This window comes from Enterobacter sp. 22499 (assembly GCF_052044815.1).
Taxonomy (GTDB): domain Bacteria; phylum Pseudomonadota; class Gammaproteobacteria; order Enterobacterales; family Enterobacteriaceae; genus Enterobacter; species Enterobacter bugandensis.
This window is the reverse complement of sequence record NZ_JBQENR010000001.1, coordinates 1,275,080-1,301,098: the sequence shown is the minus strand read 5'-3', so window position 1 is coordinate 1,301,098 and position 26,019 is coordinate 1,275,080. Positions and strand designations below refer to the sequence as shown.

The 26,019-nt window shown below is 61.0% G+C and carries 22 protein-coding genes; 12 read left to right on the top strand and 10 right to left on the bottom strand.

The annotated features are described in order from the left end of the window. Positions 1-12: 12 nt before the first annotated feature. From ACTJI7_RS06385 to betI, 4 genes are all read right to left on the bottom strand, one after another. Positions 13-576 carry a fasciclin domain-containing protein gene (locus ACTJI7_RS06385; protein ID WP_049138747.1) on the bottom strand — a complete coding sequence of 188 codons (564 nt, stop codon included), beginning with the start codon at positions 574-576 and terminating at the stop codon, positions 13-15. 148 nt (positions 577-724) lie between these two features. Next, positions 725-2,389, bottom strand: a complete 1,665-nt coding sequence (gene betA, locus ACTJI7_RS06380; protein ID WP_100170634.1) for a choline dehydrogenase — start codon at positions 2,387-2,389, stop codon at positions 725-727. A gap of 13 nt (positions 2,390-2,402) precedes the next feature. Then, positions 2,403-3,875 (bottom strand): betaine-aldehyde dehydrogenase, encoded by a 1,473-nt coding sequence (gene betB / locus ACTJI7_RS06375; protein ID WP_302230894.1) that lies wholly within the window; start codon positions 3,873-3,875, stop codon positions 2,403-2,405. A 13-nt stretch (positions 3,876-3,888) separates the two neighbouring features. Beyond that, positions 3,889-4,476, bottom strand: coding sequence for a transcriptional regulator BetI (gene betI / locus ACTJI7_RS06370; RefSeq protein ID WP_023334836.1), 588 nt, complete (start codon positions 4,474-4,476; stop codon positions 3,889-3,891). Positions 4,477-4,604: 128 nt separating this feature from the next. Between betI and betT the strand changes: the two genes are divergently transcribed. The 7 genes from betT (at position 4,605) to ACTJI7_RS06335 (ending at position 11,055) form a co-directional block, all read left to right on the top strand. After that, on the top strand, positions 4,605-6,638 hold the full coding sequence (gene betT / locus ACTJI7_RS06365; protein WP_126300341.1) for a choline BCCT transporter BetT: 2,034 nt from the start codon (positions 4,605-4,607) through the stop codon (positions 6,636-6,638). A gap of 186 nt (positions 6,639-6,824) precedes the next feature. Beyond that, positions 6,825-7,163 carry a type II toxin-antitoxin system RelE/ParE family toxin gene (locus tag ACTJI7_RS06360; RefSeq protein WP_440670048.1) on the top strand — a complete coding sequence of 113 codons (339 nt, stop codon included), beginning with the start codon at positions 6,825-6,827 and terminating at the stop codon, positions 7,161-7,163. Positions 7,164-7,165: 2 nt separating this feature from the next. Next, positions 7,166-7,450 (top strand): NadS family protein, encoded by a 285-nt coding sequence (nadS, locus tag ACTJI7_RS06355; RefSeq protein WP_041910964.1) that lies wholly within the window; start codon positions 7,166-7,168, stop codon positions 7,448-7,450. 203 nt (positions 7,451-7,653) lie between these two features. Next, the gene (locus ACTJI7_RS06350; RefSeq protein ID WP_192978771.1) at positions 7,654-8,565 is read left to right on the top strand and encodes a metal ABC transporter substrate-binding protein; all 912 of its coding nucleotides are present in this window, start codon (positions 7,654-7,656) and stop codon (positions 8,563-8,565) included. Positions 8,566-8,567: 2 nt separating this feature from the next. Beyond that, positions 8,568-9,374, top strand: a complete 807-nt coding sequence (locus ACTJI7_RS06345) for a manganese/iron ABC transporter ATP-binding protein (protein WP_028012282.1) — start codon at positions 8,568-8,570, stop codon at positions 9,372-9,374. After that, positions 9,371-10,219, top strand: coding sequence for an iron/manganese ABC transporter permease subunit SitC (gene sitC / locus ACTJI7_RS06340; protein ID WP_048998924.1), 849 nt, complete (start codon positions 9,371-9,373; stop codon positions 10,217-10,219). Before ACTJI7_RS06345 ends, sitC begins: the two co-directional genes overlap by 4 nt. Beyond that, a complete protein-coding gene (locus ACTJI7_RS06335) occupies positions 10,216-11,055 on the top strand; it encodes a metal ABC transporter permease (RefSeq protein ID WP_063154741.1) in 840 nt (279 codons plus the stop codon). Before sitC ends, ACTJI7_RS06335 begins: the two co-directional genes overlap by 4 nt. Here the strand turns inward: ACTJI7_RS06335 and entD are convergent. After that, a complete protein-coding gene (entD, locus tag ACTJI7_RS06330) occupies positions 10,991-11,680 on the bottom strand; it encodes an enterobactin synthase subunit EntD (protein WP_063154740.1) in 690 nt (229 codons plus the stop codon). The genes ACTJI7_RS06335 and entD overlap by 65 nt on opposite strands. 81 nt (positions 11,681-11,761) lie before the next feature. Then, positions 11,762-14,002 (bottom strand): TonB-dependent siderophore receptor, encoded by a 2,241-nt coding sequence (locus ACTJI7_RS06325; RefSeq protein ID WP_192978765.1) that lies wholly within the window; start codon positions 14,000-14,002, stop codon positions 11,762-11,764. A gap of 145 nt (positions 14,003-14,147) precedes the next feature. Here ACTJI7_RS06325 and fes point away from each other — a divergent pair, with 145 nt between their 5' ends. From fes to entF, 3 genes are read left to right on the top strand one after another with little or no spacing between them, the layout of a single operon-like run. Beyond that, a complete protein-coding gene (fes, locus tag ACTJI7_RS06320) occupies positions 14,148-15,347 on the top strand; it encodes an enterochelin esterase (RefSeq protein ID WP_063154738.1) in 1,200 nt (399 codons plus the stop codon). Positions 15,348-15,357: 10 nt separating this feature from the next. Further along, positions 15,358-15,570 carry an MbtH family protein gene (locus ACTJI7_RS06315; protein WP_063154737.1) on the top strand — a complete coding sequence of 71 codons (213 nt, stop codon included), beginning with the start codon at positions 15,358-15,360 and terminating at the stop codon, positions 15,568-15,570. Further along, on the top strand, positions 15,567-19,424 hold the full coding sequence (gene entF, locus ACTJI7_RS06310; RefSeq protein ID WP_063154736.1) for an enterobactin non-ribosomal peptide synthetase EntF: 3,858 nt from the start codon (positions 15,567-15,569) through the stop codon (positions 19,422-19,424). The genes ACTJI7_RS06315 and entF overlap by 4 nt, the downstream gene beginning before the upstream one ends. An 82-nt stretch (positions 19,425-19,506) precedes the next feature. Here the strand turns inward: entF and fepC are convergent, their stop codons facing one another. Genes fepC through fepD form a run of 3 tightly spaced genes read right to left on the bottom strand, consistent with a single transcriptional unit; the run spans position 19,507 to position 22,291 of the window. Continuing rightward, the gene (gene fepC, locus ACTJI7_RS06305; RefSeq protein ID WP_028012291.1) at positions 19,507-20,301 is read right to left on the bottom strand and encodes an iron-enterobactin ABC transporter ATP-binding protein; all 795 of its coding nucleotides are present in this window, start codon (positions 20,299-20,301) and stop codon (positions 19,507-19,509) included. Continuing rightward, complete coding sequence (fepG, locus tag ACTJI7_RS06300) at positions 20,298-21,287, bottom strand: iron-enterobactin ABC transporter permease (protein ID WP_074147951.1); 990 nt, start codon at positions 21,285-21,287, stop codon at positions 20,298-20,300. The genes fepC and fepG overlap by 4 nt, the downstream gene beginning before the upstream one ends. After that, positions 21,287-22,291, bottom strand: coding sequence for a Fe(3+)-siderophore ABC transporter permease (gene fepD, locus ACTJI7_RS06295; protein ID WP_063154734.1), 1,005 nt, complete (start codon positions 22,289-22,291; stop codon positions 21,287-21,289). Before fepD ends, fepG begins: the two co-directional genes overlap by 1 nt. 108 nt (positions 22,292-22,399) lie before the next feature. On the opposite strand from fepD, the gene entS reads away from it, so the two are divergent. Next, positions 22,400-23,647, top strand: coding sequence for an enterobactin transporter EntS (gene entS, locus ACTJI7_RS06290; RefSeq protein WP_063154733.1), 1,248 nt, complete (start codon positions 22,400-22,402; stop codon positions 23,645-23,647). Between the two features lie 46 nt (positions 23,648-23,693). Here the strand turns inward: entS and fepB are convergent, their stop codons facing one another. Further along, positions 23,694-24,653, bottom strand: coding sequence for a Fe2+-enterobactin ABC transporter substrate-binding protein (gene fepB, locus ACTJI7_RS06285; RefSeq protein ID WP_440669891.1), 960 nt, complete (start codon positions 24,651-24,653; stop codon positions 23,694-23,696). Positions 24,654-24,841: 188 nt separating this feature from the next. Here fepB and entC point away from each other — a divergent pair, with 188 nt between their 5' ends. Next, complete coding sequence (gene entC, locus ACTJI7_RS06280) at positions 24,842-26,017, top strand: isochorismate synthase EntC (protein ID WP_440669889.1); 1,176 nt, start codon at positions 24,842-24,844, stop codon at positions 26,015-26,017. The last annotated feature ends 2 nt before the right edge of the window (positions 26,018-26,019 follow it).

Genomic DNA, 26,019 nt, shown 5'->3' with positions numbered 1-26,019 from the left:
AAGTATAGACAACTACTTAGGCATCAGGACGGTATCAATCACATCGATCACGCCATTTTTTTGATGAACGTCATAGGTGCTAATGTTCGCCACATTGCCTTTACCGTCCTTAAGCTGAATGTTGTGCGGGCCGTTGCTCATGATCCACAGCGGCTGACCGTTAACGGTCTTCAGCTCCGCGTGTCCGCCGCCCTGTTTAATTTTCTGCTCCAGCGCCTTCATATCGTAATTACCGGCGACCACGTGATAGGTGAGGATGCTGGTGAGCGTGGCTTTGTTTTCGGGTTTGACCAGGTTCTCGACCGTGCCGGCAGGCAATTTCGCAAACGCCGCATTGGTCGGCGCAAATACGGTGAAGGGCCCTTTGCTCTGAAGCGTATCCACCAGTCCAGCCGCTTTGACGGCGGCCACCAGCGTGGTGTGATCTTTCGAGTTCACGGCGTTTTCAACGATATTTTTGCTCGGGAACATTTCGGCTCCGCCTACCATCACGGAGCCTGACGTCATGGCGGCTGATGTGCCTGCACAGAAGAGTAAAGCGCTGGTGACGAGTGCAACACGGGTTAGCTTTTTCATCATCTTTCCTCGGTTTAGGGAGCAAAGGGATTGCTCACATATGCATATACGAGGGGAGGGGGTGAACTGGATGCAGGAAAATAAAAATAAATTTTGGGTGGGAAGCCCTCTCCCGTATGGAAGAGGGCCAGGGGGAGGGGAAATATCCTCAGCGTCTGACCGGCGCCCCGTTGGCCACGTAATACGCCGCCGTGCTCTTCGCCAGCGGCTCGCGCCCGCGAATCGCATCAGCAATTTTCTCACCGATCATAATCGTGGTGGCGTTCAGGTTGCCGGTAATAATCTGCGGCATGATCGACGCATCCACCACGCGTAATCCTTCCAGCCCGTGAACGCGGCCTTCACCGTCAACCACCGCCATCTCGTCATAGCCCATCTTGCAGGTGCCGCACGGGTGGAAGGCGGTTTCGGCATGGTTACGCACAAACTCGTCCAGCTGTTCGTCGGTCTGGCATTCGACGCCCGGGCTGATTTCACGACCGCGGTATTTGTCCAGCGCCGGCTGGTGCATGATCTCGCGGGTGATGCGGATCGCGTCGCGGAACTCCTGCCAGTCCTGCTCGTGGGACATATAGTTGAACAGGATCGCCGGATGCTGGTGCGGATCGCGCGACTGAATGCGCACGTGTCCACGGCTCGGGGAGCGCATGGAGCCGACGTGGCACTGGAAGCCGTGTTCCTTCACCGCGTTTGAGCCGTTGTAGTTAATCGCTACCGGCAGGAAGTGGTACTGAATGTTCGGCCACTCAAACTCCTCGCGGCTGCGGATAAATCCGCCTGCTTCGAAGTGGTTGCTCGCACCCACGCCGGTGCCGCCAAACAGCCACTCCGCGCCAATCTTCGGCTGGTTCCACCACTGCAGGGCAGGGTAGAGGGAAACCGGCTCCTTACATTCATACTGGAGGTACATCTCCAGATGATCCTGCAAGTTTTCTCCCACGCCGGGCAGATCGTGCACCAGCGGGATATCGAACTGCTTCAGCAATTCAGCATTGCCCACGCCGGAACGCTGGAGGATCTGCGGTGACGCAATGGCGCCTGCGCACAGGAGGACTTCTTTATTCGCCGTCGCTTTTGACGGAATGGTGCTCTCGCCTTCCAGCCACTCAACGCCCACCGCGCGCTTGCCCTCAAAGAGGATGCGATCGGTCATGGCGTGGGTGCGGATGGTCAGGTTAGGACGTGGTTTTGCCTGGTCCAGATAGCCGCGCGCGGTGCTGGCGCGTCGGCCCTGCGGCGTGACCGTGCGGTCCATCGGGCCGAAACCTTCCTGCTGGTAGCCGTTGAGATCGTCGGTGCGCGGATAGCCCGCCTGCACGCCTGCTTCCACCATTGCTTCAAACAGCGGGTTTACGCCCGGCTTAGAGGTGGTGACGCTCACCGGACCGTCGCCGCCGTGGTAGTCGTTCGGCCCCACGTCGCGGGTCTCTGCCTTGCGGTAGTAGGGCAGGCAGTTGAGGTAGCTCCAGTGCTCCAGGCCCGGCTCTTTCGCCCAGTTGTCCAGATCCATCGCGTTACCGCGGATGTAGCACATGCCGTTGATCAGCGACGAGCCGCCCAGCCCTTTACCCCGTCCGCACTCCATGCGGCGGTTGTTCATGAAAGGCTCTGGCTCGGTTTCATACGCCCAGTTGTAGCGCTTGCCCTGCAGCGGGAAGGCCAGCGCGGCAGGCATCTGGGTGCGGAAATCAAAGCGGTAGTCCGGCCCGCCCGCCTCAAGCAGCAGGACGGTGGTGTTCGGATCTTCAGTCAGTCGTGTAGCCAGTACGTTGCCGGCAGAGCCGGCCCCGATAATGATGTAGTCAAATTGCAAATAAACCTCCCGGTTAAAATATGGACTGGAATTTACCCATCTCAACCTGGATGGACTTCACCTGGGTGTAGCTCTGAAGCGTCATCACGCCGTTCTCGCGGCCAATGCCGGAGTGCTTGTAGCCGCCAACCGGCATCTCCGCGGCGGATTCACCCCAGGTGTTGATCCAGCAGATGCCCGCTTCGAGCTGATGAATGGCGCCGTGCGCGCGGTTCAGGTCGGCGGTGACGATGCCCGCCGCCAGACCGTAGTCGGTGTCGTTGGCGCGGCGAATGGCTTCTTCATCGCTTTCATAGGTAAGGATGGACATCACCGGGCCGAAGATCTCTTCGCGCACGATGGTCATCTCGTCGGTGCAGTCGGTGAACACGGTCGGGGCCACCCACGCGCCGTTATCAAAGCCGTCGCCCTTCAGCACGTCGCCGCCGCACAGCACGCGCGCGCCTTCTTCTTTGCCTTTGGCGATGTAGCGCATCACGCTGTCGCGGTGCGGGAAGCTGACCATCGGGCCAAAGTTGGTGCTTTCATCGAACAGATCGCCTGCGCGGATGCGGCCCACGCGCTCAACGATTTTCTGCTCAAACGCGGCCTTAGATTTTGCAGGCACGAACACGCGGGTGCCGTTGGTGCACACCTGGCCGGAGCTGAAGAAGTTGGCCATCATGGCGATGTCTGCGGCGAGATCCAGATCCGCATCGTCAAACACAATCAGCGGGGATTTGCCGCCCAGTTCCATCGTCACCTCCTTCAGGGACGAGGCCGCGGCGTTCGCCATCACCTTTTTGCCGCTGGCGACGCCGCCGGTGAAGGAGACTTTGGCAATGCCCGGATGCTCGGTCAGGTACTGGCCGGTTTCCGCGCCCACGCCCGGCAGGACGTTAAACACGCCGTCCGGCAGGCCCGCCTCGGTGTAGATTTCCGCCAGCTTCAGGGCGGTGAGCGGGGTGACCTCGCTCGGCTTGAAGATCATCGCGTTGCCCGCCGCCAGCGCCGGGGCGGATTTCCACAGGGCGATCTGGATCGGGTAGTTCCACGCGCCGATGCCCGCCACCACGCCCAGCGGTTCGCGGCGGGTGTAGACGAATGAGGTGTCGCGCAGCGGGATCTGGCTGCCTTCCAGCGCCGGGATCAGCCCCGCGTAGTACTCCAGCACGTCCGCGCCGGTGACGATGTCGACGGTCGAGGTTTCAGAAAACGCTTTACCGGTGTCGAGGGTCTCCAGCTTCGCCAGCGCGTCGTTGCGCTCGCGCAGGATATCGACGGCGCGACGCAGGATGCGCGAGCGCTCCATGGCGGTCATCGCCGCCCAGATTTTTTGCCCGCGCTTTGCGCTCTCTACGGCGCGGTCCACGTCTTCGCGCCCGGCGGTTTGCACGCTCGCCAGAACTTCACCGTTTGCCGGGTTGATGGTCTCGAAGGTGCGACCGCTGGTGGCGGATGTATAACCACCATTGATATAAAGCTGCTGTTCTGCCATTCGGGACATGCTTCCTCCTCGGTTATTCGGTCGGTAAATGCTGGCTGATAAAGTGGCTGGTGAGCGATTGTGCGAGGGTTTTGTCCAGCGGTTTGCCGCTTAGCGCGGCGCGCAGCCACAGCCCGTCAATCAGCGCGGCGAGCCCGTAGCCCGCCTCTTCAGCCTGTTCACGCGGCAGCTCGCGGCGGAACTCGTACACCAGGTTTGAGAGCAACCGGCGGCTGCTGACCTGCTGCAAACGGTAGAGCATCGGTTGATGCATGCTGCTCGCCCAGAAGGCCAGCCAGGCCTTCATCGCCGCGCCGCTGACCTGGGTTTCATCAAAATTGCCGCCGACAATCGCCTGCAAACGCTGCTCCGCGCTGCCGTTCGGCAGGGCGCGTAAGCGGCTTAATACCGCATCGCGCAGCTGGCCGGTGATGTCGCGCATGGTCGCTTCCAGCAGGCCGTTTTTATCTTTGAAATAGTGGCTGATGATCCCCGTGGACACGCCCGCCCGACGGGCGATCTGCGCGATGGTTGCGTCATGCATTCCCACTTCATTAATTGCTTCCAGCGTGGCGTCGATAAGCTGCCTGCGCCGGATCGGCTGCATCCCCACTTTGGGCATTTTTGCCACTCCATTCATCAGCGTTGGTAATCTATTAAAGCGGTTTTTGATTGGACGTTCAATATAAAATGTGTCTTAATTGTTGCGATTTTGGATTTCAATAGTTACAAAAACAGTGGGGATACTGGATGACAGACCTTTCACAAGACAGAGAAAAAGACAAAATCAACCCGGTCGTTTTTTATACTTCCGCCGGGCTGATTTTGTTGTTTTCCCTGACGACCATTTTCTTTAACGATTTTTCTGCCGAGTGGATTGGCCGCACCCTGAACTGGGTGTCGAAGACCTTCGGCTGGTACTACCTGCTGGCGGCGACGCTCTATATCGTCTTCGTGGTCTGCATTGCCTGCTCGCGCTTCGGCTCGGTGAAGCTCGGGCCAGAGCAGTCCAAGCCCGAGTTCAGCCTGCTGAGCTGGGCGGCGATGCTGTTTGCCGCGGGCATCGGCATCGATCTGATGTTCTTCTCGGTAGCCGAGCCGGTCACGCAGTATATGCAGCCCCCGGAAGGGGCAGGGCAGACGATGGAGGCCGCACGCCAGGCGATGGTCTGGACGCTGTTCCACTACGGCCTGACGGGCTGGTCGATGTACGCCCTGATGGGGATGGCGCTCGGATACTTTAGCTATCGTTATAATTTGCCTCTCACCATCCGCTCCGCACTGTACCCGATTTTCGGGAAAAGAATTAACGGCCCGATTGGCCACAGCGTCGATATTGCGGCGGTAATTGGCACCATCTTCGGCATCGCGACGACGCTCGGCATTGGCGTGGTGCAGCTCAACTACGGGCTGAGCGTGCTGTTTGATATCCCGGATTCGATGGCGGCGAAAGCGGCGCTGATTGCGCTCTCGGTGATTATCGCCACCATTTCGGTGACCTCCGGCGTGGATAAGGGGATCCGCGTGCTCTCTGAGCTGAACGTGGCGCTGGCCCTGGGCCTGATACTGTTCGTGCTGTTTATGGGCGACACGTCGTTCTTGCTCAACGCCCTGGTGCTGAACGTGGGCGACTACGTGAACCGCTTCATGGGCATGACGCTGAACAGCTTCGCCTTTGACCGCCCGGTGGAGTGGATGAACAACTGGACCCTGTTCTTCTGGGCGTGGTGGGTCGCATGGTCGCCATTTGTTGGCCTTTTCCTGGCGCGTATTTCGCGCGGGCGCACCATTCGTCAGTTTGTGATGGGCACCCTGATCATCCCGTTCACCTTTACCCTGCTGTGGCTGTCGATTTTCGGCAACAGCGCGCTGCACGAGATCATCCACGGCAACGCAACCTTTGCCCAGGAAGCGATGGCGCACCCGGAGCGCGGATTCTACAGCCTGCTGGCGCAGTATCCGGCGTTTACCTTTAGCGCCTCCGTGGCGACCATCACCGGCCTGCTGTTTTACGTCACCTCGGCGGATTCCGGCGCGCTGGTGCTGGGGAACTTCACCTCGAAGCTGAAGGACATCAACAGCGATGCGCCGAACTGGCTGCGCATCTTCTGGTCGGTCGCCATCGGCCTGCTGACGCTCGGCATGCTGATGACCAACGGCATTTCGGCGTTGCAGAACACCACGGTGATTATGGGGCTGCCGTTCAGCTTTGTGATCTTCTTCGTGATGGCCGGGCTGTATAAATCGCTCAAGGTGGAAGACTATCGACGCGTCAGCGCCAGCCGCGACACCGCGCCGCGGCCAATGGGCGCTCAGGACAGGCTGAGCTGGAAGAAACGCCTGTCGCGCCTGATGAACTACCCGGGCACGCGCTACACCAAACAGATGATGGAGACGATCTGCTTCCCGGCGATGGAAGAGGTGGCGCAGGAGCTGAGGCTGCGCGGCGCCTACGTGGAGCTGAAAAACCTGCCGCCGGAAGAGGGCGAAACCCTGGGGCATCTGGATCTGCTGGTGCACATGGGCGACGAGCAGAACTTTGTCTATCAGATCTGGCCGCAGCAGTACTCGGTACCTGGCTTTACCTACCGGGCGCGCAGCGGGAAATCAACCTACTACCGGCTGGAGACGTTCCTGCTGGAAGGTAGCCAGGGGAATGACCTGATGGATTACAGCAAGGAGCAGGTGATTACGGACATTCTGGACCAGTATGAACGGCACCTGAACTTTATCCACCTGCACCGGGAAGCGCCGGGGAATAGCGTGATGTTCCCGGATGTCTAAACGGATTCTTAAAATACCTTTAGGCTGTATATAAATACAGTTATTTGGCGCAGCATTACTCAAGGAAGAGTAACCATGCAGCATGAGCCTGGTGTTGAAGTATTCGGGCTTTTGCTGCGTTTAGGGAAGGAACTATGGATGAGTCATGCGATAGAGTTTATCGAAACATCACTCTTTACCTGACAGATTAAAAGCATTGCTACGGATGATGAATTAAAGGATCTGCAAAAGGAACTTATTGCGTGGCCTGATAAAGGTGACCTGATCCAGCAGACGGGTGGTTTACGTAAAATAAGGATGGCGGCAGCCTCAAAGGGAAAGAGAGGGAGTATCAGAGTGATTTACTTTCTGGCCACGGAGGAGGTGATCTATTTCATTATGGCCTATCCAAAATGCATAAAGGACAGCCTGACAGAGGCAGAGAAAGCAGAACTTAAAAAGCTGACTTCCATTCTGAAAAATACTGCTTCCAGTGCCGTAAATGAGAGGTGTACTATGTACCCTAATCAGGCAGGTGGAGGCTAATAATGAGTATTTTTAATGAATTAAAATCTTCGCTTGAAGAGGCCGTTGAGATCCATAACGGAAGAAAAGCCGCTTCCCGAGTAACCCGCTATGAAGTTGCTGATGTGCGTGCCATCAGAGAGCAGCTCAATATCACGCAAAGCGAAATGGCGAAGGCGCTTGGCACGAGCGTCGATACGATAAAGAGCTGGGAGTCCAAACGCCGCAATCCAACCGGGCTGGCGGCGAAGGTACTTAATGTGATTCGGGAGAATCCTGCATTTTACAAGGCACTTGCCGGGCTGTGAGTCGCCCTTATGCCGGGTGGCGCTGCGCTTACCCGGCCTTCACAACTGCTTTTCCGTAGACCTGATAAGCGAAGCGCCGTCAGGCCCGCCCTTCATTGACATAACTTTAATGATAACTATTTTCATTTAAATATAGCCTGTGCTATACCTTATAGCACAGGCTAATTTTGCTTTGAATTTCACCACCTCAGGAGACTTCTGCGATGCACCCACGGCAAGGATTAAAGCGTCTGTTGCTCGGCGCGCTGCTCACGGCTACGACCAGCACGGGCGCGCTGGCGGCTGAAAAGTTCCAGGTCATCACCACCTTTACCGTCATCGCGGATATGGCGAAAAACGTGGCGGGGGATGCCGCGGAAGTCACCTCCATCACAAAACCGGGCGCTGAAATCCACGAGTACCAGCCGACGCCGGGGGATATCAAGCGCGCGCAAAAGGCGCAGCTGATCCTTGCGAACGGCATGAACCTGGAGCTGTGGTTCCAGCGTTTTTATCAGCATCTGAACGGCGTGCCGGAGGTGATTGTCACCCAGGGCATCACCCCGATGGGCATCAGCGAGGGGCCGTACGACGGCAAGCCTAACCCGCACGCGTGGATGTCGCCGGACAACGCGCTGATTTACGTTGATAACATCCGCGACGCGCTGGTGAAGTACGACCCGGTGAATGCGCAGGTCTACCAACGTAACGCTGAAGCCTACAAGCAGAAGATCGTCGCGACACTTGAACCGCTGCGCAAGCAGGTGGCGGAGATCCCGGAAGACAAACGCTGGATGGTGACCAGCGAGGGCGCCTTCTCCTATCTTGCGCAGGATCTGGGCATGAAGGAACTTTACCTGTGGCCGATCAACGCCGATCGGCAGGGGACGCCGCAGCAGGTGCGCAAGGTGATCGATCTGGTGAAGAAACACCGCATCCCGGCGGTATTCAGCGAAAGCACGGTCTCCGATAAGCCGGCGCGTCAGGTGGCGCGGGAAACCGGCGCCCACTACGGCGGCGTGCTGTACGTTGACTCCCTGAGTGCGGAAAACGGCCCGGTGCCGACCTATATCGATCTGCTGAACGTCACCACCCGCACGCTGGTGCAGGGCATTCGCGACGGCATGAAGGAGTGACCATGCAGAAGGGGATTGTCGTCACGGACGTGACCGTGACCTACCGCAACGGCCACACGGCGCTGCGCAATGCGTCGTTCAGCGTGCCCGGCGGATCGATTGCCGCGCTGGTGGGGGTGAACGGCTCCGGCAAGTCCACGCTGTTTAAGGCGGTGATGGGCTTTGTGCGGGCGGCGAGCGGCACTATCACCCTCCATGGGCTGCCGCCTCACCGGGCGCTGCGCCAGAACCTGGTCGCCTACGTGCCGCAGTCGGAAGAGGTCGACTGGTCGTTTCCGGTTCTGGTCGAGGACGTGGTGATGATGGGGCGCTACGGGCATATGGGGTTTCTGCGGCGGCCTAAAGCGCAGGATCGGCAGATCGTGACCGACGCCCTGAAGCGCGTGGATATGCTCGAGCTGCGCCATCGACAGATTGGCGAGCTCTCCGGCGGGCAAAAGAAGCGCGTCTTCCTGGCGCGGGCGATTGCCCAGCAGGGCGAGGTGATCCTGCTCGACGAGCCGTTTACCGGCGTGGACGTTAAAACCGAAGCCAGAATCATCAGCCTGCTGCGCGAGTTGCGCGACGAGGGCAAAACCATGCTGGTCTCGACCCACAATTTGGGCTCGGTCACGGAGTTTTGCGATTACACGGTGATGGTCAAAGGCACCGTGCTGGCGAGCGGTCCGACGGAAACCACCTTCACCGCCGAAAACCTTGAGCGCGCCTTCAGCGGCGTGCTGCGCCACGTGGTACTCAGCGGCTCGGAAGATCGCATCATTACCGACGATGAGCGACCCTTCGTGACGCACCGGCAGGAGGCTAAATGAACGCGCTTCTCGAACCCTTCAGCTATGAGTACATGCTCAACGCGATGTGGGTCTCGGCGATGGTGGGTGGGCTGTGTGCGTTTCTCTCCTGCTACCTGATGCTCAAAGGCTGGTCGCTAATCGGCGATGCGCTCTCGCACTCCATCGTGCCGGGCGTAGCGGGGGCTTACATGCTCGGACTGCCGTTCTCGCTGGGGGCGTTTTTATCGGGCGGGCTGGCGGCGGGCAGCATGCTGTTTCTCAACCAGCGCAGCCGCCTGAAGGAGGACGCCATTATCGGGCTGATCTTCTCCTCTTTTTTCGGGCTGGGGCTGTTTATGGTCTCGCTCAACCCAACCTCGGTGAATATTCAGACCATCGTGCTCGGCAATATTCTGGCTATCGCTCCGGAGGATATCGTCCAGTTGGCGATTATCGGCGTGGTGTCGATGGTTATCCTGCTGTTCAAATGGAAAGATCTGATGGTGACCTTTTTTGATGAGAACCACGCCCGCGCGATCGGCCTGCGCCCGGAGCGCCTGAAGATCCTGTTCTTCACGCTGCTGGCGGTCTCTACCGTGGCGGCGCTGCAAACCGTCGGCGCGTTTCTGGTGATCTGTCTGGTGGTCACACCCGGCGCGACCGCGTGGCTGCTGACCGACCGCTTCCCGCGTCTGCTGATGATTGCCGTCGCCATTGGCAGCCTCACCAGCTTCCTCGGCGCGTGGGCCAGCTATTATCTGGACGGCGCCACCGGCGGCATTATTGTGGTCGCCCAGACGCTGCTGTTCCTGCTGGCGTTTGTCTTTGCGCCGAAGCACGGGCTGCTCGCCAGCCGTCGTCGCGCGAAGGAGGCACACCCATGATGGCGCTGCTCCTTGAACCCTTCCAGTTTGCGTTCATGAACAACGCGCTGCTGATTTCACTTCTGGTAGCCGTGCCCTGCGCGCTGCTGTCGGTTTTTCTGGTGCTGAAAGGCTGGGCGCTGATGGGCGACGCCATGAGCCACGCGGTGTTTCCCGGCGTGGTGCTGGCGTGGGTGATGGGCCTGCCGCTGGCGCTGGGCGCGTTCGTTGCCGGTCTGTTTTGCGCGGTTGCCACCGGCTACCTCAAGGACAATAGCCGGATCAAGCAGGATACGGTGATGGGGATCGTCTTTTCCGGGATGTTTGGCGCGGGGCTGATCCTCTATATCGCCGTTAAACCTGAGGTGCATCTCGACCACATTCTGTTCGGCGATATGCTGGGCATTAACGGGATGGACATTCTGCAAAGCGGTCTCGTCGCGGGGCTGATTGCGCTGGTGATTGGCCTGAAATGGCGCGATTTCCTGCTGTTCTGCTTTGACTATCAGCAGGCGCAGGCGAGCGGCCTGCGCGCCCGCTGGCTGCACTATGGCTTACTGTGCATGGTGTCGCTGACCATCGTGGCGACGCTGAAGGCGGTGGGGATTATTCTGTCGATTTCGCTGCTGATTGCCCCCGGCGCGGTGGCGGTGCTGATCGCCCGACGCTTTCACATGGCGCTGCTGGTGGCAGTGGCGGTATCAATACTGGTGTCGGTCAGCGGCGTGTATGCCTCGTTTTATCTCGACAGTGCGCCCGCGCCGACCATAGTGGTCCTGTTCGCGGTGGTGTTTATCGTGACGTTTGTGATGACCAGCGTGAAGGCGCGTCGGCAGGAACGTGTGACAGCAGGGTGATCGCCTGCTCGCCGCGCAGTTGCCAGTGCAGGGTGAAGGCGGTGCCTTCGTTAAAGCCTGACAGTTGACGGGTCAATGCCAGCGTGAGCGTGTTATCGTCGAGCAGGGTGACGCGCGCGCTGTCAAACCCCATGTAAGCCTGCACCTGCGGAAAGAGGGCCTTAAACAGGCTCTCTTTGGCGCTGAAAACCAGCGTCAGGGCGAGGGCGAACGGGTAACCCGAGCGGGAAAGCACACGCTCTTCCTTGGCATCTATAATGCCATCTTTGATTTCCCTTGCTTCATTTTCGGCGAGGATCGCTTCACTATCGATACCGATAAGCGCAGGGTATGGCGCGACGACAGCCATCGCCTCCGTGCCGCTGTGGGTGATGCTGCCGGAAATTCCGTCCGGCCAGAGCGGTTCCCCGCTGGGGCCGATGGCGGGAACGGTGTGGTCAGGCAAGGCGTGCGCGGCGGCGATGCGTCCTGCCAGATGGTCAGCCTTGCGTTTACGTCCGGCGTCAGCGAGCTGGGCGCGATGGGGGAGCCAGAGGAGATCGGCGTCGGTGAAGGTGGCGGGGTCGAAGGTGATGCGGTGGAGGGTGAGGCCGGCGAGAGAAAATGTGCTGTGGGCGGTGTGCATGGTTTTTCCCTCTGAATTGTGCGGACTGATGCCCTCACCCCAACCCTCTCCCACAGGGAGAGGGGGAGGTCACTGCCTGTATCAGAATCTTGTGTTTACGCTCATGTACCAGGTGCGACCCGGTTCATTATACGTATACGCACCCGCACCGTACATATACGCGCCGGTTGTCGCGTTCCCCGTGGTCTGGGCATTACCCGCGCGCCACTGGCGCTTGTCGAAGACGTTGTCCACGCCGCCGGTCAGGCTGACGTTTTTCGTCACGTCCCAGGTGGCGCTCAGGCCAACGATGCTGTACGGGCTGACCTCGTCTTTCTCAGACCCGGTCACCGGCTGGCCTTTATAGTTATACTTCTTCGGCTGCTGCTTGCCGTACCAGGTGAAGGTCGACTGCAATGACACATCCTGGTGCACCTGCCAGCTCAGGGTTGAGTTCAGCGTGTACTCCGGAATGATCGACAGACGGTCGCCGGTCTCCTTGTTCTTGCTCTGCAGCATATAGGTAATGTTGTTGGTCCAGTTGATGGTGTCGCTGACCGGCACGTTCAGGGAGCCTTCCAGACCTTCTACCACCGCCTTCGGCACGTTTTCCCACTGGTAGATATCGGTGGTGACTTTACCGGTGGAGGTCTGGCCAATCGGCGCGTAGCCGGCTTCAATCTTGTTGCGGTAGTCGTTGCGGAACCAGGTCACGCCCGCCAGCCAGCCGTCGCGTTTCCACTCCAGGCCAATCTCTTTGTTGATGCTGGTTTCCGCTTTCAGATCGTCGTTACCCATCATGTAGCAGCCCACGCCGTCGGAACTGGCGTAGCAGCCCTGGCCTTTACTGTACAACAGGTAGTTCGGGTTGGTCTGGTACAGGCTTGGCGCTTTGTAGGCGCGCGCGATCCCCATCTTCAGGGTGAAGTCATCCCCCAGACCCTGCGACAGGTTCAGGGACGGGCTCCAGTTATTGCCCACGATGGTGTGGTGATCGAAGCGCAGGGCAGGGGTCAGCATGGTGCTGTCGGTCAGCTCCATGTTGTTCTCAGCGAACAGAGAGAAGATCTCCGCTGACGTGTACGGGCTACGGTCTTCGCTCATGCCCGGGATGGTGCCACCCTGCTGGGTTTGCGAGAAGGAGGTCGAATCCTTCATGCGCTGCTGGTTCCACTCGGTGCCGAGCGTCAGGTTCTGGTTCACAATGAAATCAATCGGCAGGTTGATTTCGCTGTGCAGCATCACGTCGGCCAGGTCGGTATCGGTGAATTTATTGCTGTTGAACAGGCCTTCCGTACCGCCCGCCAGCCCTTCGCCCAGGCGGGAGTTGCGGGTGTGTTCGTACTGCGCCCAGTTGCTGGTGCTAATACCGTTGTCCCAGCCGCCGTTCCAGGTCACGGCGAAGTTCTGGCGATAAATACGGTTCGTCTCTTTGCCGTAGTTCTTCTTCACCAGCGCGTTGTCGTTGTTGGTGTTTTGCGTGTCACCCGCATAGAGGTTGTTCTGGCGGCTGTAGCCCGCTTCAAACTCCAGCGACTGCATCGGCGCGAAGTCCCAGCGCACCACGCCGTTGATGTCTTTGTTCTCTACACCCTCGCGGCCCGCGGGCAGGGTGTTGGCGTAGGCTCCGGTACGCTCAGACTGGTGGCCCTGGTTGATGTCCCACGCGTCGGCCTGGGTCTTATCCAGGTTACCGAACATGCGGAAGCTGAAGTCGCCGCCCAGCGGGCCGCTCAGGCTGAAGTTGGTGCGTTTGGTGGAACCTTCATCCTTGTGTTCAGGCGCATTCAGGTAGGTGTTCCAGGAGCCGTGCCACTGGTCGTCGAACTTTTTGGTGATGATGTTCACCACGCCGCCCGCCGCGCCGTTGCCGTAGCGTGCAGCGGCCGGGCCTCGAATGACCTCGATGCGCTCGATCATCTCCGGCGGTACCCAGCCGGTATCGCCGCGGGTGTCACGCTCGCCGCGCCAGCCCAGGCGGATGGAGTTGCGGCTGGTGACGGGCTTGCCGTCGATCAGGATCAGGGTGTTTTCCGGGCCCATGCCGCGAATATCGATCTGACGGTTGTTCCCGCGCTGGCCGCTGGTGGAGTTCCCGGTCAGGTTAACGCCCGGCATGGTGCGGATGATTTCCGCCACGTCCCGCGCGGGCGGGTTTTTGCGGATCTCATCGGCGGTGATGGTCGACACGCCAGGCGCCTGCAAATTCTGCTCGGCGGCGGTGATCACCATCGTGTCTTCGTGCTGCGCAGAGGCGGCGTTGTCGTCTGCCATGGCGGGCAGCGCGACGCCATAAATCCCTAAATTGACCAGCAAGGCCAGAGAGTGAATCTTCTTATTCATTGTACGTCCCGCTTTTATGGTTATTTATGAACGCGCTTCCCACAGCGCGGGCAATACGCTATTGCAAATGCAAATAGTTATCAATAATATTATCAATAAAATTTGCTCTGAAACAAAAAATATTGCTAAACATGGGGTTATAAGGGTGACGGCGTTAACAACCGGAAGTGAAGCGTGGTGGCAGTCGAAAAACGGGCCGGAATGGCAACGTCATGAGGAAAACTATCGCGTCACATTCTGGTGGCGGGACCCGGCAGGAACCCAGCAGACCTCAACGGTTAAACGCGTCTGGCTCTACGTTACCGGCGTGACCGACCACCATCAGAATGCCCGCCCGCAATCGCTTGAACGCATTCCCGATACCGACGTTTGGCAGTGGCAGGGGGAGTTCAGCCCCGAATGGCGCGGCAGCTACTGTTTTATCCCCTCCGATAACGAAAACGATTTTGCCGATGCAGTATTTGAAGGCGAGCAGCCGGACCGCATGGCGCTGCGCGAAGGCTGGCGCAAGCTGCTGCCTCACGCGGTTTCAGACCCGCTGAATCCGCAGAGCTGGCGCGGCGGGCGCGGGCACGCCGTCTCGGCGCTGGAAATGCCGGAGGCGCCCGTACAGCCGGGCTGGAACCATCATGATACGCCTTACAAAAAGCCTGTCTGCATTGAGTGGCACAGCGCGCGCCTGAAGAACCGTCGCCGCGTGTGGATTTTTACCACCGGGGATGAAAGCCCCGAGCGCCCGCTGGCGGTGCTGCTCGACGGGCAGTTCTGGGCCGAAAGCATGCCGGTCTGGCCTGCGCTGGCGTCGCTCACCGCCGAGCGCAACCTGCCGCCTGCGGTCTATGTCTTAATCGATGTTATTAATATGGAGCACCGTAACCGCGAGCTACCGTGCAATCCCGACTTCTGGCTGGCGGTGCAGGAAGAACTTCTCCCCCTTGTCCAACAACGCTCGCCGTTTAGCGACCGCGCCGACCGTACGGTGGTCGCAGGGCAAAGCTTTGGCGGTCTCTCCTCCCTTTATGCCGCACTGCACTGGCCGCAGCGTTTTGGCTGCGTGCTCAGCCAGTCCGGCTCCTACTGGTGGCCGCACCGCGGCGGGCAGCAGGACGGGCTGGTCATTGAACAACTCAAAGCGGGTGAAAAAACCGCTCGCGGGCTGCGCATCGTCCTTGAGGCCGGGCGCAACGAGCCGCTTATCTTGCGCGCAAACCAGGCGATCCTCGCCGAACTACACACTCAGCAACCGGTTATCTGGCGTCAGGTTGACGGCGGACACGATGCGCTTTGCTGGCGCGGTGGGCTGACGCAGGGGCTGATGACCCTCTGGCAGCCGCTCATTCAATAACGGAGTCTGTATGGAATTCAGCAATCCTTTCGATAATCCGCAGGGACAGTTCGCCATTTTGCAAAATGACCAGGGGCAGTACAGCCTGTGGCCGCAGCAGTGCGAATTGCCCGCGGGCTGGCGCGTGGTCTGCGAGCCGCACTCTCAGGAGGCGTGCCAGCAGTGGCTGGCGCAACGCTGGCAGATGCTTGAGCCGTCCTCTTTTGCGGGGGAGCGCGCATGAACCGTCTCCCTCTCGTCGCCGCCCAGCCGGGTATCTGGATGGCAGAGCAGCTTTCCTCGCTGCCAAACGCCTGGAGCGTGGCCCACTACACCGAGCTGAAAGGGAATATCGACGCGCCGCTGTTGGCTAACGCCATCGCCGAGGGCATGATGCAGGCCGATACCCTGCGCACGCGTTTCGCTGAAGATAACGGCGAGGTCTGGCAGTGGGTCGATGAGACCCTGATCCTGCCGGAGCCGTCCATCGTTCGCGTTGATTCTCACGACGCCGCCGTGGCGCTGATGGAGGCCGATCTCAGCCAGGATCTGCGCGTGGACAGTGGTCAGCCGCTCGCTTTCCATCAGCTGATTCAGGTCGGTGACCACCGCTGGTACTGGTATCAGCGCTATCACCATCTGGTGGTGGATGGCTTCAGTTTCCCGGCGATTACCCGCCAGATCGCCGGGATTTACGCTGCCTGGAAGAAAGGGGAACCCACCCCAGCCTCACCGTTTACTCCGTTCGCCGAGGTCGTTGACGAGTATCAGCGCTATCGCGACAGCGAGGCCTGGCAGCGCGACGGTGCTTTCTGGGCCGGGCAGCGCAAACAGCTTCCTCCTCCGGTCTCGCTCTCCTCCGCGCCGCTGCCGGGACGCGCCGCCACTACCGACATCCTGCGCCTGAAAATTGCAATGGACGCTCGCGCCTTTAGCCAGCTGGCGCAGGCAGCCGGGCAGGCACAGCGCACCGATCTGGCGCTTGCGCTGGTGGCGCTGTGGCTGGGCCGCCTCACCGGACGGCTGGACTACGCCGCCGGGTTTATCTTTATGCGCCGCATGGGATCCGCCGCGCTGACCGCAACCGGCCCGGTGCTTAACGTCCTGCCGCTGGCGGTGAATATTAATCCGCTTGAGAGCCTGCCGGAACTGGCGCTGCGCCTGGCGAACCAGCTGAAAAAGATGCGCCGACATCAGCGCTACGACGCCGAGCAGATCGTGCGCGACAGCGGGCGGGCCGCAGGGGACGAACCCTTGTTTGGGCCGGTGCTGAACGTGAAGGTATTTGATTATCAGCTGGATATCGACGGCGTGGAGGCCATCACCCACACGCTGGCGACCGGCCCGGTGAACGATCTCGAGCTGGCGCTGTTCCCGGACGAGCAGGGCGGATTAAGCATTGAGATCCTCGCCAACAGGCAGCGTTACGACGACGCGACGCTGAAGCGCCACGTTTCGCGCCTGAACGCGATGCTGGCGCAGTTTGCCGCGAACCCGGACCTGCGCTGTGGCGACGTGGAAACCGTATCCGAGCAGGAATACGCCCGGCTGGCGCGCATCAACGATACCGGCCTGGCGCTGCCCTCCACCACGCTGGCGGATCTGGTGGCGGAGCAGGCGAGCAAAACGCCGGACGCTCCCGCGCTGGCGGATGCCCATATTGAGCTGAACTACCGCCAGATGCGCGAGCAGGTGGTCGCGCTGGCAAACCTGCTGCGCGTGCGCGGCGTGAAGCCGGGCGACAGCGTGGCGGTGGCGCTTCCGCGCTCGGTGTTCCTGACCCTGGCGCTGCACGGGATTGTTGAAGCCGGCGCCGCCTGGCTGCCGCTGGATACCGGCTACCCGGACGATCGTCTGCGGATGATGCTGGAGGACGCGAAACCGTCGCTTCTCATTACCACCGACGCGCAGCTTCCGCGCTTTAACGATCTGCCGATACCTTCAATTAGTTACAACATGCTATTGCCAACCACAGGCGCTGAACCTCTGCGTCTGGCGAAGCCGGAGCAGACCGCGTACATCATCTTTACCTCAGGTTCAACGGGACGCCCGAAAGGGGTGATGGTGGGGCATACCGCCATCGTTAACCGCCTGAAGTGGATGCAGGATCATTATCCACTTGCGGCGCATGACGTCGTGGCGCAGAAAACGCCGTGCAGCTTTGACGTGTCGGTGTGGGAGTTCTGGTGGCCGTTTATCGCCGGGGCAAAGCTGGTGATGGCCGAGCCGGACGCGCACCGCGATCCGCAGGCGATGCAGAGCTTCTTCGCAGAATATGGCGTAACCACCACCCACTTCGTGCCCTCGATGCTGGCGGCATTTGTTGCCTCGCTGACGCCGGAAAACGTCGACTGTTGCAGGACGCTGAAGCAGGTGTTCTGTAGCGGCGAGGCGCTGCCAACGGCGCTGTGCCGCGAGTGGGAGCAGCTCACTCATGTACCGCTGCACAACCTCTACGGCCCAACCGAAGCGGCGGTGGACGTGAGCTGGTATCCGGCGTACGGCCCGGAGCTGGCGGCGGTGGAGGGCAACAGCGTGCCGATCGGCTTCCCGGTGTGGAATACGGGGCTGCGCATTCTGGACGCGATGATGCGCCCGGTGCCGTTCGGCGTGGCGGGCGATCTGTATCTCACCGGCATTCAGCTGGCACAGGGGTATCTGGGACGGCCCGACCTCACCGCCAGCCGCTTTATTGCCGATCCGTTTGCCCCAGGCGAGCGGATGTATCGCACCGGAGACGTCGCCCGCTGGCTGGACAACGGGGCGGTGGAATATCTGGGCCGCAGCGATGACCAGCTGAAAATCCGCGGTCAGCGCATTGAGCTGGGAGAAATCGACCGGGCGATGCTGTCATTGCCTGACGTGGCCCAGGCCGTGGCGCATGCGTGCGTGTTTAATCAGGCTGCGGCAACGGGCGGCGATGCCCGCCAGCTGGTGGGGTACGTGGTTTCTGAATCCGGTTTACCGCTGGATCGCGACGCGCTGCTGGACTCGCTCAGGGCACAGCTGCCGCCGCATATGGTGCCAGTGGTGCTGCTGCAAATCAGCGCGCTGCCGCTAAGCGCCAACGGCAAGCTGGATCGTAAGGCGCTGCCGCTGCCGGAGCTGACCGGCAAAACCTCCGGTCGCGCACCCGAGACGCAAACCGAAGCCGCCGTGGCGCAGGCGTTTTCTGCGCTGCTGGGCTGCGAAGTGAACGATATCGATGCCGACTTCTTTGCCCTTGGCGGCCACTCGCTGCTGGCGATGCGCCTCGCGGCTCAGCTCGGCCGTGCGTTCAGCCGCAAGGTCACGCCGGGGCAGATTATGGTCGCCTCGACGGTCGGCAAGCTCAGCGCGTTGCTGGACTCGCAGATGAGCGACGAACAGGCGCAGCGTCTGGGGTATGAAACCCTTTTGCCGCTGCGTGAAAGCAACGGCCCGACGCTGTTCTGCTTCCATCCGGCTTCCGGCTTTGCCTGGCAGTTCAGCGTCCTGGCGCGTTACCTCAGCCCGCGCTGGTCCATCGTCGGCATTCAGTCGCCGCGGCCAAACGGCCCGATGCAGCAGTGCGCGGATCTCGATGGGGTGATCGAACATCACCTGAACACGCTGCGGGAGCGGCAGCCGCAGGGGCCGTATTACCTGTTCGGCTATTCGCTCGGCGGCACGCTGGCGCAGGGCATTGCGGCGCGCCTGCGCCAGCAGGGCGAAGCGGTGGCGTTCCTCGGCCTGCTGGATACCTGGCCGCCGGAAAGCCAGAACTGGGCGGAGAAAGAGGCAAACGGCCTTGACCCGGAAGTGCTGGCGGAGATCGAGCGCGAGCGTCAGGCGTTTATCGCCGCTCAGCAGGGACAGGGCTCCAGCGAATTGTTTAATACTATTGAAGGCAACTACGCGGACGCGGTGCGGTTGCTCACCACCGCGCACAGTTCACGCTTTGACGGTAAGGCGACGCTGTTTGTTGCCGAACGTACCCGAACGATGGATCCGCATACGGCCTGGGCGCCGTGGGTGGGCGAGCTGGAGGTCTACAGCCAGGACTGCGCCCACGTGGATATCATTTCACCGCAGGCGTTTGAAAAGATTGGGCCGGTACTGAAGGAAATTTTAGCATAGTGCAAATGCCCGGTGGCGCTGCGCTTACCGGGCCTACGGGAGCTGAATGTAGGCCGGGTAAGGCGTAGCCGCCACCCGGCTATTACCGCCGACCTAACGGCACCACCAGCGGCGTACCCGCCACCGGATCGTCAATAATCATGCAGCGCATGCCGTAGATCCGCGCGATCAGCTCTGGCGTCACAATCTCCTTCGGCGCGCCCTGCGCCACAATCTCGCCGTCGCGCAGCGCAATCAGATGCGTGGCGTAGCGGCACGCCTGGTTTAAATCATGCAGTACCGCCGCCAGGGTATACCCCTGCGTGCGGTTCAGCTCGCTCAGCAGTTCCAGCAGGTCAATCTGATGGCTGATGTCCAGCCAGGTCGTCGGCTCGTCCAGCAGCATAATGGCGGTCTCCTGCGCCAGCACCATCGCGATCCACGCCCGCTGTCGCTGTCCGCCAGAGAGGGTATCCACGCTTTGCTGAGCCAGATCGGTGATGCCCGTTGCCTCCATCGCGCGCTTCACGGCCTCGTCGTCCTCTTTGCGCCAGCGGGTAAACAGCGGCTGGTGTGGGTAGCGCCCGCGCGAGACCAGCTCCTGCACCGTGATATCTCCCGGCGTGGTGGCGTTTTGCGCCAGCAGCCCGATGCGCCTGGCCACCTCTTTGCTGGCGAAGCGCTGGATCTGCTCCCCGTCGAGGAATACGCTGCCCTCTGTCGGCGACATCAGGCGGCTCAGGGTGCGCAGCAGGGTTGATTTGCCGCAGCCGTTCGGACCGATAATCGCGGTGAAGTGGCCGTCCGGAATGGCGACGGTTAAATCACGGGCAATGATTTTTTTGCCATAGCCGAGGGTCAAGTTTTCGCCGCGCAAGCGGGTTGTTGAATCTGTCATTTCTTGCGTGACTCCTGAACGAGCAAGACGATGAGGTAAATCCCGCCGAGGCTGACGGTCACCACGCCCACCGGAAGTTGATAAGGCATAAACAGCTGCTGGGCGCAGAGATCGGCGGCCAGCAGCAGCATCGCACCGCACAGGGCAGCCTGGGTCAAGCCCCAGCGCGCGGTGCCGCTAAGACGCCGCGCGATGTGCGGCGCGACAAGGGCAATAAACGAGATCGGCCCGGCGATGGCGGTGGAGGCGGCGGTCAGCAGTACCGCCACCAGCATCAGCATCAGACGCGAGCGCTCAACGCTCACGCCCAGCGCGCAGGCGCTGTCGTCGCCCATCTCCAGCAGGCGCATCCGGCGTACCAGCAGCAGGGCGCCGAAAAACATCAGCAAAATCAGCGGCGCGGCGGGCCAGGTTTTGCCCCACGTCAGGCCATTAAGTGAGCCGGCGTACCACAGCCCGGCGGAGAGCGCGGTTTCCAGAGACGCCTGCAACAAAAGCCAGGTGTTAAACGCCATCAGCATCGCGCGGATGCCGATCCCGATAATGATCAGCCGGAAGGTGTCAATGCCGTTGCGCCAGGCCAGGGCCCAGATAAGCAGCGAGGTCAGAATGCCGCCCGCCATCGCCGTAAAGGTAATGGCCGTCAGATGCTGCCCGAACAGCACCATCGCCACCAGCACGCCGCTCCACGCGCCGGTATTCAGGCCCATCACGTCCGGGCTGCCGAGGGGGTTACGCATCAGCGACTGGAAAATCGCGCCGCTGACGCCGAGCGCCGCGCCCACCAGGATCGCCATCGCCACGCGCGGCAGTCGCCATTCGGTGACCACCATGGTGATGTTACGCGGCGCGCTGCCGGTGAGGGCGTGAAAGACTTGCGCGAAATCAAGCGTTACGGCACCGCTTTGCAGGCTCCAGACCGCCAGCAGAGTAATGGCGATAGCCAGCAGGAAGATGCTGGTGAGTAAACGACGGGAAGGAGCCATCATGCGCTACCTCCGCGTCTGCGACGTACCAGGAAGATCAGCACCGGCGCGCCGATAAACGCGCTCACCACCGAGACGCGCAGCTCGCCGGGCACCAGCAGGCGGCCCAGCACGTCGGCAAACAGCAGCAGGGCAGGAGTGGCCAGCAGCGTGACCGGCAGCGACCAGCGGTGGTCCGACCCCACCAGCCAGCGCGCCATGTGCGGCATCATCAGGCCGATAAAGGCGATCGGACCGACCACGGCGGTTGCGCTACCGCTCAGCACGGTGATAGCGAGCAGGCCAGTCAGCTGCGTGCGCGCCACGCGGTTGCCGAGGGCGGTCGCGGTGTCGCTGCCGAGGCTCAGGCTGTTCAGCGACCGGCTTAAACACAGCGCCACGACGGCGGCGATAATGACCGGGATTGCCACCACGTTTAAGGTTTCAAGGGTGCGGATATCCAGCGAACCGGCCTGCCAGAAGCGCAGCTGGTCATACACGTCCGGGTTGAGCAGGGCGATGCCGCTGGACAAGCCTTCCAGCACCGCCGCGAGCGCTACGCCCGCAAGCGTCAGGCGAACCGGGCTCAGCTGCCCGCCGCCCTGACTGCCGGTAAACGCGACCACCAGCGAGGCGGCCAGCGCGCCGCAGAAGGCCATCACCAGCTGTTCAGAGGGCGACGTTAACCCGAACAGCGCTGCGCCGAGCACGATGGCAAAGCTGGCGCCGGAGTTGACGCCAAGAATGCCGGGGTCCGCCAGCGGGTTACGGGTAAGGGTTTGCATCAGGGCACCCGCAAGGCCAAGCGCGCCACCGGCCAGCAGTCCGGCAAGAGTGCGGGGCAGGCGGGCGTCGAGCACGATGGTGCAGTCGGCGCTCTGACAGGTGCCGGAGAGCGCATCAACGATAACGTAGGCGGGTAGCGGCTTCGCGCCGACCAGCAGGCTGAGTGCAATCGCAAGGATTAGCAGTAGCAATAATACGGGCACGGCAATGGCGCGCACCGCAGAAGAGGAAAACGACATAGCAACATCCATGATTTGATAATGATAGTGATTATCGTTATCTATCTTATTTGGCTATGTTAGCATGTGCGCCCATGGAATGGGTAGAAATAGACTCAAGGCTTTGTCATGAATCAAAAATCCTGGCTGCTTAACCTCAGCCTGTTGAAAACGCACCCGGCGTATCGCGCCGTTTTTATCGCTCGCTTTATCTCCATTTTGTCCCTCGGCCTGCTCGGCGTCGCCGTGCCGGTACAGATCCAGACCATGACGCACTCCAGTTGGCTGGTGGGGCTATCCGTCACCTTAACCGGCGGGGCGATGTTTATCGGGCTGATGGTCGGCGGCGTGCTGGCGGATCGCTACGAGCGTAAGAAGCTGATCCTGCTGGCGCGCGGCACCTGCGGGGTGGGCTTTATCGGGCTGTGTTTGAACGCGATGCTGCCGGAGCCGTCGCTGTTGGCGATTTATGCCCTTGGTTTGTGGGACGGTTTTTTCGCCTCGCTCGGCGTGACGGCGCTGCTGGCGGCGACGCCCGCGCTGGTGGGGCGCGAGAACCTGATGCAGGCGGGGGCGATCACCATGCTCACGGTACGCCTCGGCTCGGTGATTTCGCCGATGGTGGGCGGCCTGCTGCTGGCAACGGGCAACGTGGCCTGGAACTACGGCCTTGCCGCGGCGGGCACCTTTATCACCACCCTGACGCTGCTGCGTCTGCCGCTCCTGCCCCCGCCACCGCAGCCGCGCGAACACCCGCTTAAATCGCTGATGGCCGCGATTCGTTTTCTGTTCAGTAACCCGCTGATTGGCGGCATTGCGCTGCTCGGCGGCCTGCTGACGATGGCGAGCGCCGTGCGCGTGCTTTACCCGGCGCTGGCGGGCGAGTGGCAGATGAGCGCCTCAGAGATTGGCGTGCTGTACGCCGCCATTCCGCTCGGTGCGGCCTGCGGGGCGCTGACCAGCGGTAACCTGGCCCAAAGTGCGCGTCCGGGCTTGATTATGCTGGTGGCGACGCTGGCCTCGTTTATCGCCATCGGCTTCTTCAGCCTGATGCCGGTCTGGGCGCTGGGGGTGATGTGTCTGGTGATTTTCGGCTGGCTGAGTGCGGTCAGCTCACTTTTACAGTACACCCTGATCCAGACCCAGACGCCGGAAGGAATGCTGGGGCGTATCAACGGCCTGTGGACCGCGCAGAACGTGACGGGCGATGCAATTGGCGCGGCGATCCTCGGCGGGCTGGGGGCGATAATGACCCCGGTGGCGTCGGCGAGCAGCAGCGGGTTTGTGTTAGCGATGGTTGGCGCGATCTTACTGGTGGTGCTGGTGGAATTGCGGCGGTTCAGGCAGGAGGTCGTGTTGAACGACGGTGCGGCCTGATGCCCTCACCCCGGCCCTCTCCCGCGGGGAGAGGGAGGGAAAATGCCTACTTAAACAACTCACTCAATCTGTCTAACACCAGCATCGCGCTGTAATAATCCAGGCGGAACGTCTCCGTTCCCAGCGCCCAGACGCGCTTGTTTTTCACCGACGGTAAATGCGCCAGCAGCGGGTTGGCGTAAATCGCATTCACGTCTTTCTCGTCGCCGGCAAACACGAACAGCCCTTCGCCGTTCAGCCCTGTCGCCAGATTTTCTCCACCCAGCTGAATAATGTCGTGACGCTTGCCCTGGCTTTTTGAGGTGTGCAGCCCATCGGGTAACGCCGCCAGCGTAAAGCCCAACTGGTGTAACAGCTTGCCCTGCGCCGATTCTGTCGTCCACAGGTTCGCCGTGTGCGCAGCGGCGGTGTAGACGATGGCATTCACCGGCTGCGGCGGCAGTTTCATCTGCTGTTTCACCTGCGCGAGCTGTTTATCGAACGCGGCGATGCGTTCAGCGGCCTGTTTCTCGTGCCCGGTCATCGTGCCCAGCTGGGTCAGCAGTTCCTGCCAGCTTTTGTCGTCGTAATTGATGATAAGCGTCGGGGCGATGGCGGAGAGCTGATCGTACAGCGCCAGCGCGGAATCCCCGCCGGTGGCGCTGATTAGAATCAGGTCCGGCATCTGGGCGGCCACTGCTTCGGCGCTCGGCTCGCCGATGTACAGCCGTGCAACCTTACGCTGTTTTGCAATATCCCCCCACTGGCGCAGGAAACCCTGCGCGTCCGCCACGCGGTTGTTCGGCGTGGTTGCGCCGCTGGCAATGACCGGCGCGTCAATCGCCAGCAGGGAGCCGGTTAAGGTCACGCTGGTAGAAACAATGCGCGTCGGTTTGCTCTCAAGCGTATGCACGCCGCGGCTGTCGTTGACCTGGCGCGGCCAGTCGGCGGCGGCGGCTGAGGTTAGTCCTAAAACAAAAAGTCCTGTCAGAAGAAGGGCATTGCGGCAAACGGCAGCGATTTTCACAGAGCGGCATCCTGTTTTTATTGAAGATAATGCTTCTCATTTTCATGGTTGCCGGGAAGGGATGCAAGCGTTTGTCGCAGAAGTTAATGGCCCGACGGTTGACAGCGGGGCGCTGTGGGATTAGGTTAGCCGACGAAAATATAAATGATAATCATTATTGCTTCTTTTATCATTTTGAGGAGGATGATATGGACACGTCCCTGGCTGAGGAAGTTCAGCACACCACGACCACGCTGCAATCAGACAGCTTTTTCTTTATGTCGCCTTACCGCAGTTTTACCACCTCAGGCTGTTTTGCCCGATTCTCTGAACCTGCCGTCGGCGGCGACGATCCGGCGGGGCAGTTCCAGCAGAAATTAGCCCAGGCTTTCCGGGATGCGAAAGCCAGCGGCATCGCCCATCCCGTTATGGTAGGGGCCATCCCGTTCGATACCCGCAAGCCGTCTTCGCTGTTTATTCCGCAACGCTGGGAGACGTTTTCCCGCCCCGTGCGTCAGCAGTCCGCACGCTATTTCTCCGGCGCGCAGGCGCTGAAGGTGGAACAGCGCACCGAGATCCCCGCTCAGCCCGTTTTTGAAGAGATGGTCGCGCGCGCCGCGTCGCTCACCGCCACGCCGCAGGTGAATAAGGTAGTGCTGTCGCGCCTGATTGATATCGCCACCGACAAAAAAATGGACAGCGGCGCGCTGATGGAGCGTCTGATCGCTCAGAACCCGGCGAGCTTCAACTTCCACGTGCCGCTGGAAGACGGCGGCGTGCTGCTCGGCGCCAGCCCGGAACTGCTGCTGCGCAAAGAGGGCAGGCACTTTAGCTCGCTGCCGCTGGCAGGCTCCGCGCGCCGCCAGCCGGACGACGTGCTGGATCGCGAGGCGGGCAATAAGCTGCTGGCCTCCGAAAAGGACCGCCACGAACACGACCTGGTGACCCAGGCGATGAAGGCCATTCTGGCGCCGCGCAGCCATCACCTGAGCATGCCGTCTTCCCCGCAGCTCATCACCACGCCGACGCTGTGGCATCTGGCGACGCCGGTTGAAGGTGACGCGCGCGAGAACGAAAACGCCCTGACGCTGGCCTGCCTGCTGCACCCGACCCCGGCCCTGAGCGGCTTCCCGCATCAGGCGGCTAAAGAACTGATTGCCGAGCTGGAGCCGTTTGACCGCGAGCTGTTCGGCGGCATCGTTGGCTGGTGCGACAGCGAAGGCAACGGCGAGTGGGTGGTGACCATCCGCTGCGCGCGTCTTCGCGAAAATACCGTTCGCCTGTTTGCCGGCGCGGGCATTGTGCCTGCTTCCTCCCCGGTGGGCGAGTGGCGTGAGACGGGCGTGAAGCTCTCCACCATGCTTAACGTGTTTGGTTTGCACTAAGG

Bases quoted from the DNA above. Each gene is read 5' to 3' on its own strand.
- entF (WP_063154736.1), top strand. From the start codon at position 15,567: ATGAACCGTCTCCCTCTCGTCGCCGCCCAGCCGGGTATCTGGATGGCA.
- ACTJI7_RS06350 (WP_192978771.1), top strand. From the start codon at position 7,654: ATGCACCCACGGCAAGGATTAAAGCGTCTGTTGCTCGGCGCGCTGCTC.
- ACTJI7_RS06335 (WP_063154741.1), top strand. From the start codon at position 10,216: ATGATGGCGCTGCTCCTTGAACCCTTCCAGTTTGCGTTCATGAACAAC.
- ACTJI7_RS06345 (WP_028012282.1), top strand. From the start codon at position 8,568: ATGCAGAAGGGGATTGTCGTCACGGACGTGACCGTGACCTACCGCAAC.
- entS (WP_063154733.1), top strand. From the start codon at position 22,400: ATGAATCAAAAATCCTGGCTGCTTAACCTCAGCCTGTTGAAAACGCAC.
- ACTJI7_RS06315 (WP_063154737.1), top strand. From the start codon at position 15,358: ATGGAATTCAGCAATCCTTTCGATAATCCGCAGGGACAGTTCGCCATT.
- fepD (WP_063154734.1), bottom strand. From the start codon at position 22,291: ATGTCGTTTTCCTCTTCTGCGGTGCGCGCCATTGCCGTGCCCGTATTA.
- fepG (WP_074147951.1), bottom strand. From the start codon at position 21,287: ATGGCTCCTTCCCGTCGTTTACTCACCAGCATCTTCCTGCTGGCTATC.
- betT (WP_126300341.1), top strand. From the start codon at position 4,605: ATGACAGACCTTTCACAAGACAGAGAAAAAGACAAAATCAACCCGGTC.
- entD (WP_063154740.1), bottom strand. From the start codon at position 11,680: ATGCACACCGCCCACAGCACATTTTCTCTCGCCGGCCTCACCCTCCAC.
- sitC (WP_048998924.1), top strand. From the start codon at position 9,371: ATGAACGCGCTTCTCGAACCCTTCAGCTATGAGTACATGCTCAACGCG.
- betI (WP_023334836.1), bottom strand. From the start codon at position 4,476: ATGCCCAAAGTGGGGATGCAGCCGATCCGGCGCAGGCAGCTTATCGAC.
- fepC (WP_028012291.1), bottom strand. From the start codon at position 20,301: ATGACAGATTCAACAACCCGCTTGCGCGGCGAAAACTTGACCCTCGGC.
- entC (WP_440669889.1), top strand. From the start codon at position 24,842: ATGGACACGTCCCTGGCTGAGGAAGTTCAGCACACCACGACCACGCTG.
- ACTJI7_RS06325 (WP_192978765.1), bottom strand. From the start codon at position 14,002: ATGAATAAGAAGATTCACTCTCTGGCCTTGCTGGTCAATTTAGGGATT.
- betB (WP_302230894.1), bottom strand. From the start codon at position 3,875: ATGTCCCGAATGGCAGAACAGCAGCTTTATATCAATGGTGGTTATACA.
- nadS (WP_041910964.1), top strand. From the start codon at position 7,166: ATGAGTATTTTTAATGAATTAAAATCTTCGCTTGAAGAGGCCGTTGAG.
- ACTJI7_RS06385 (WP_049138747.1), bottom strand. From the start codon at position 576: ATGAAAAAGCTAACCCGTGTTGCACTCGTCACCAGCGCTTTACTCTTC.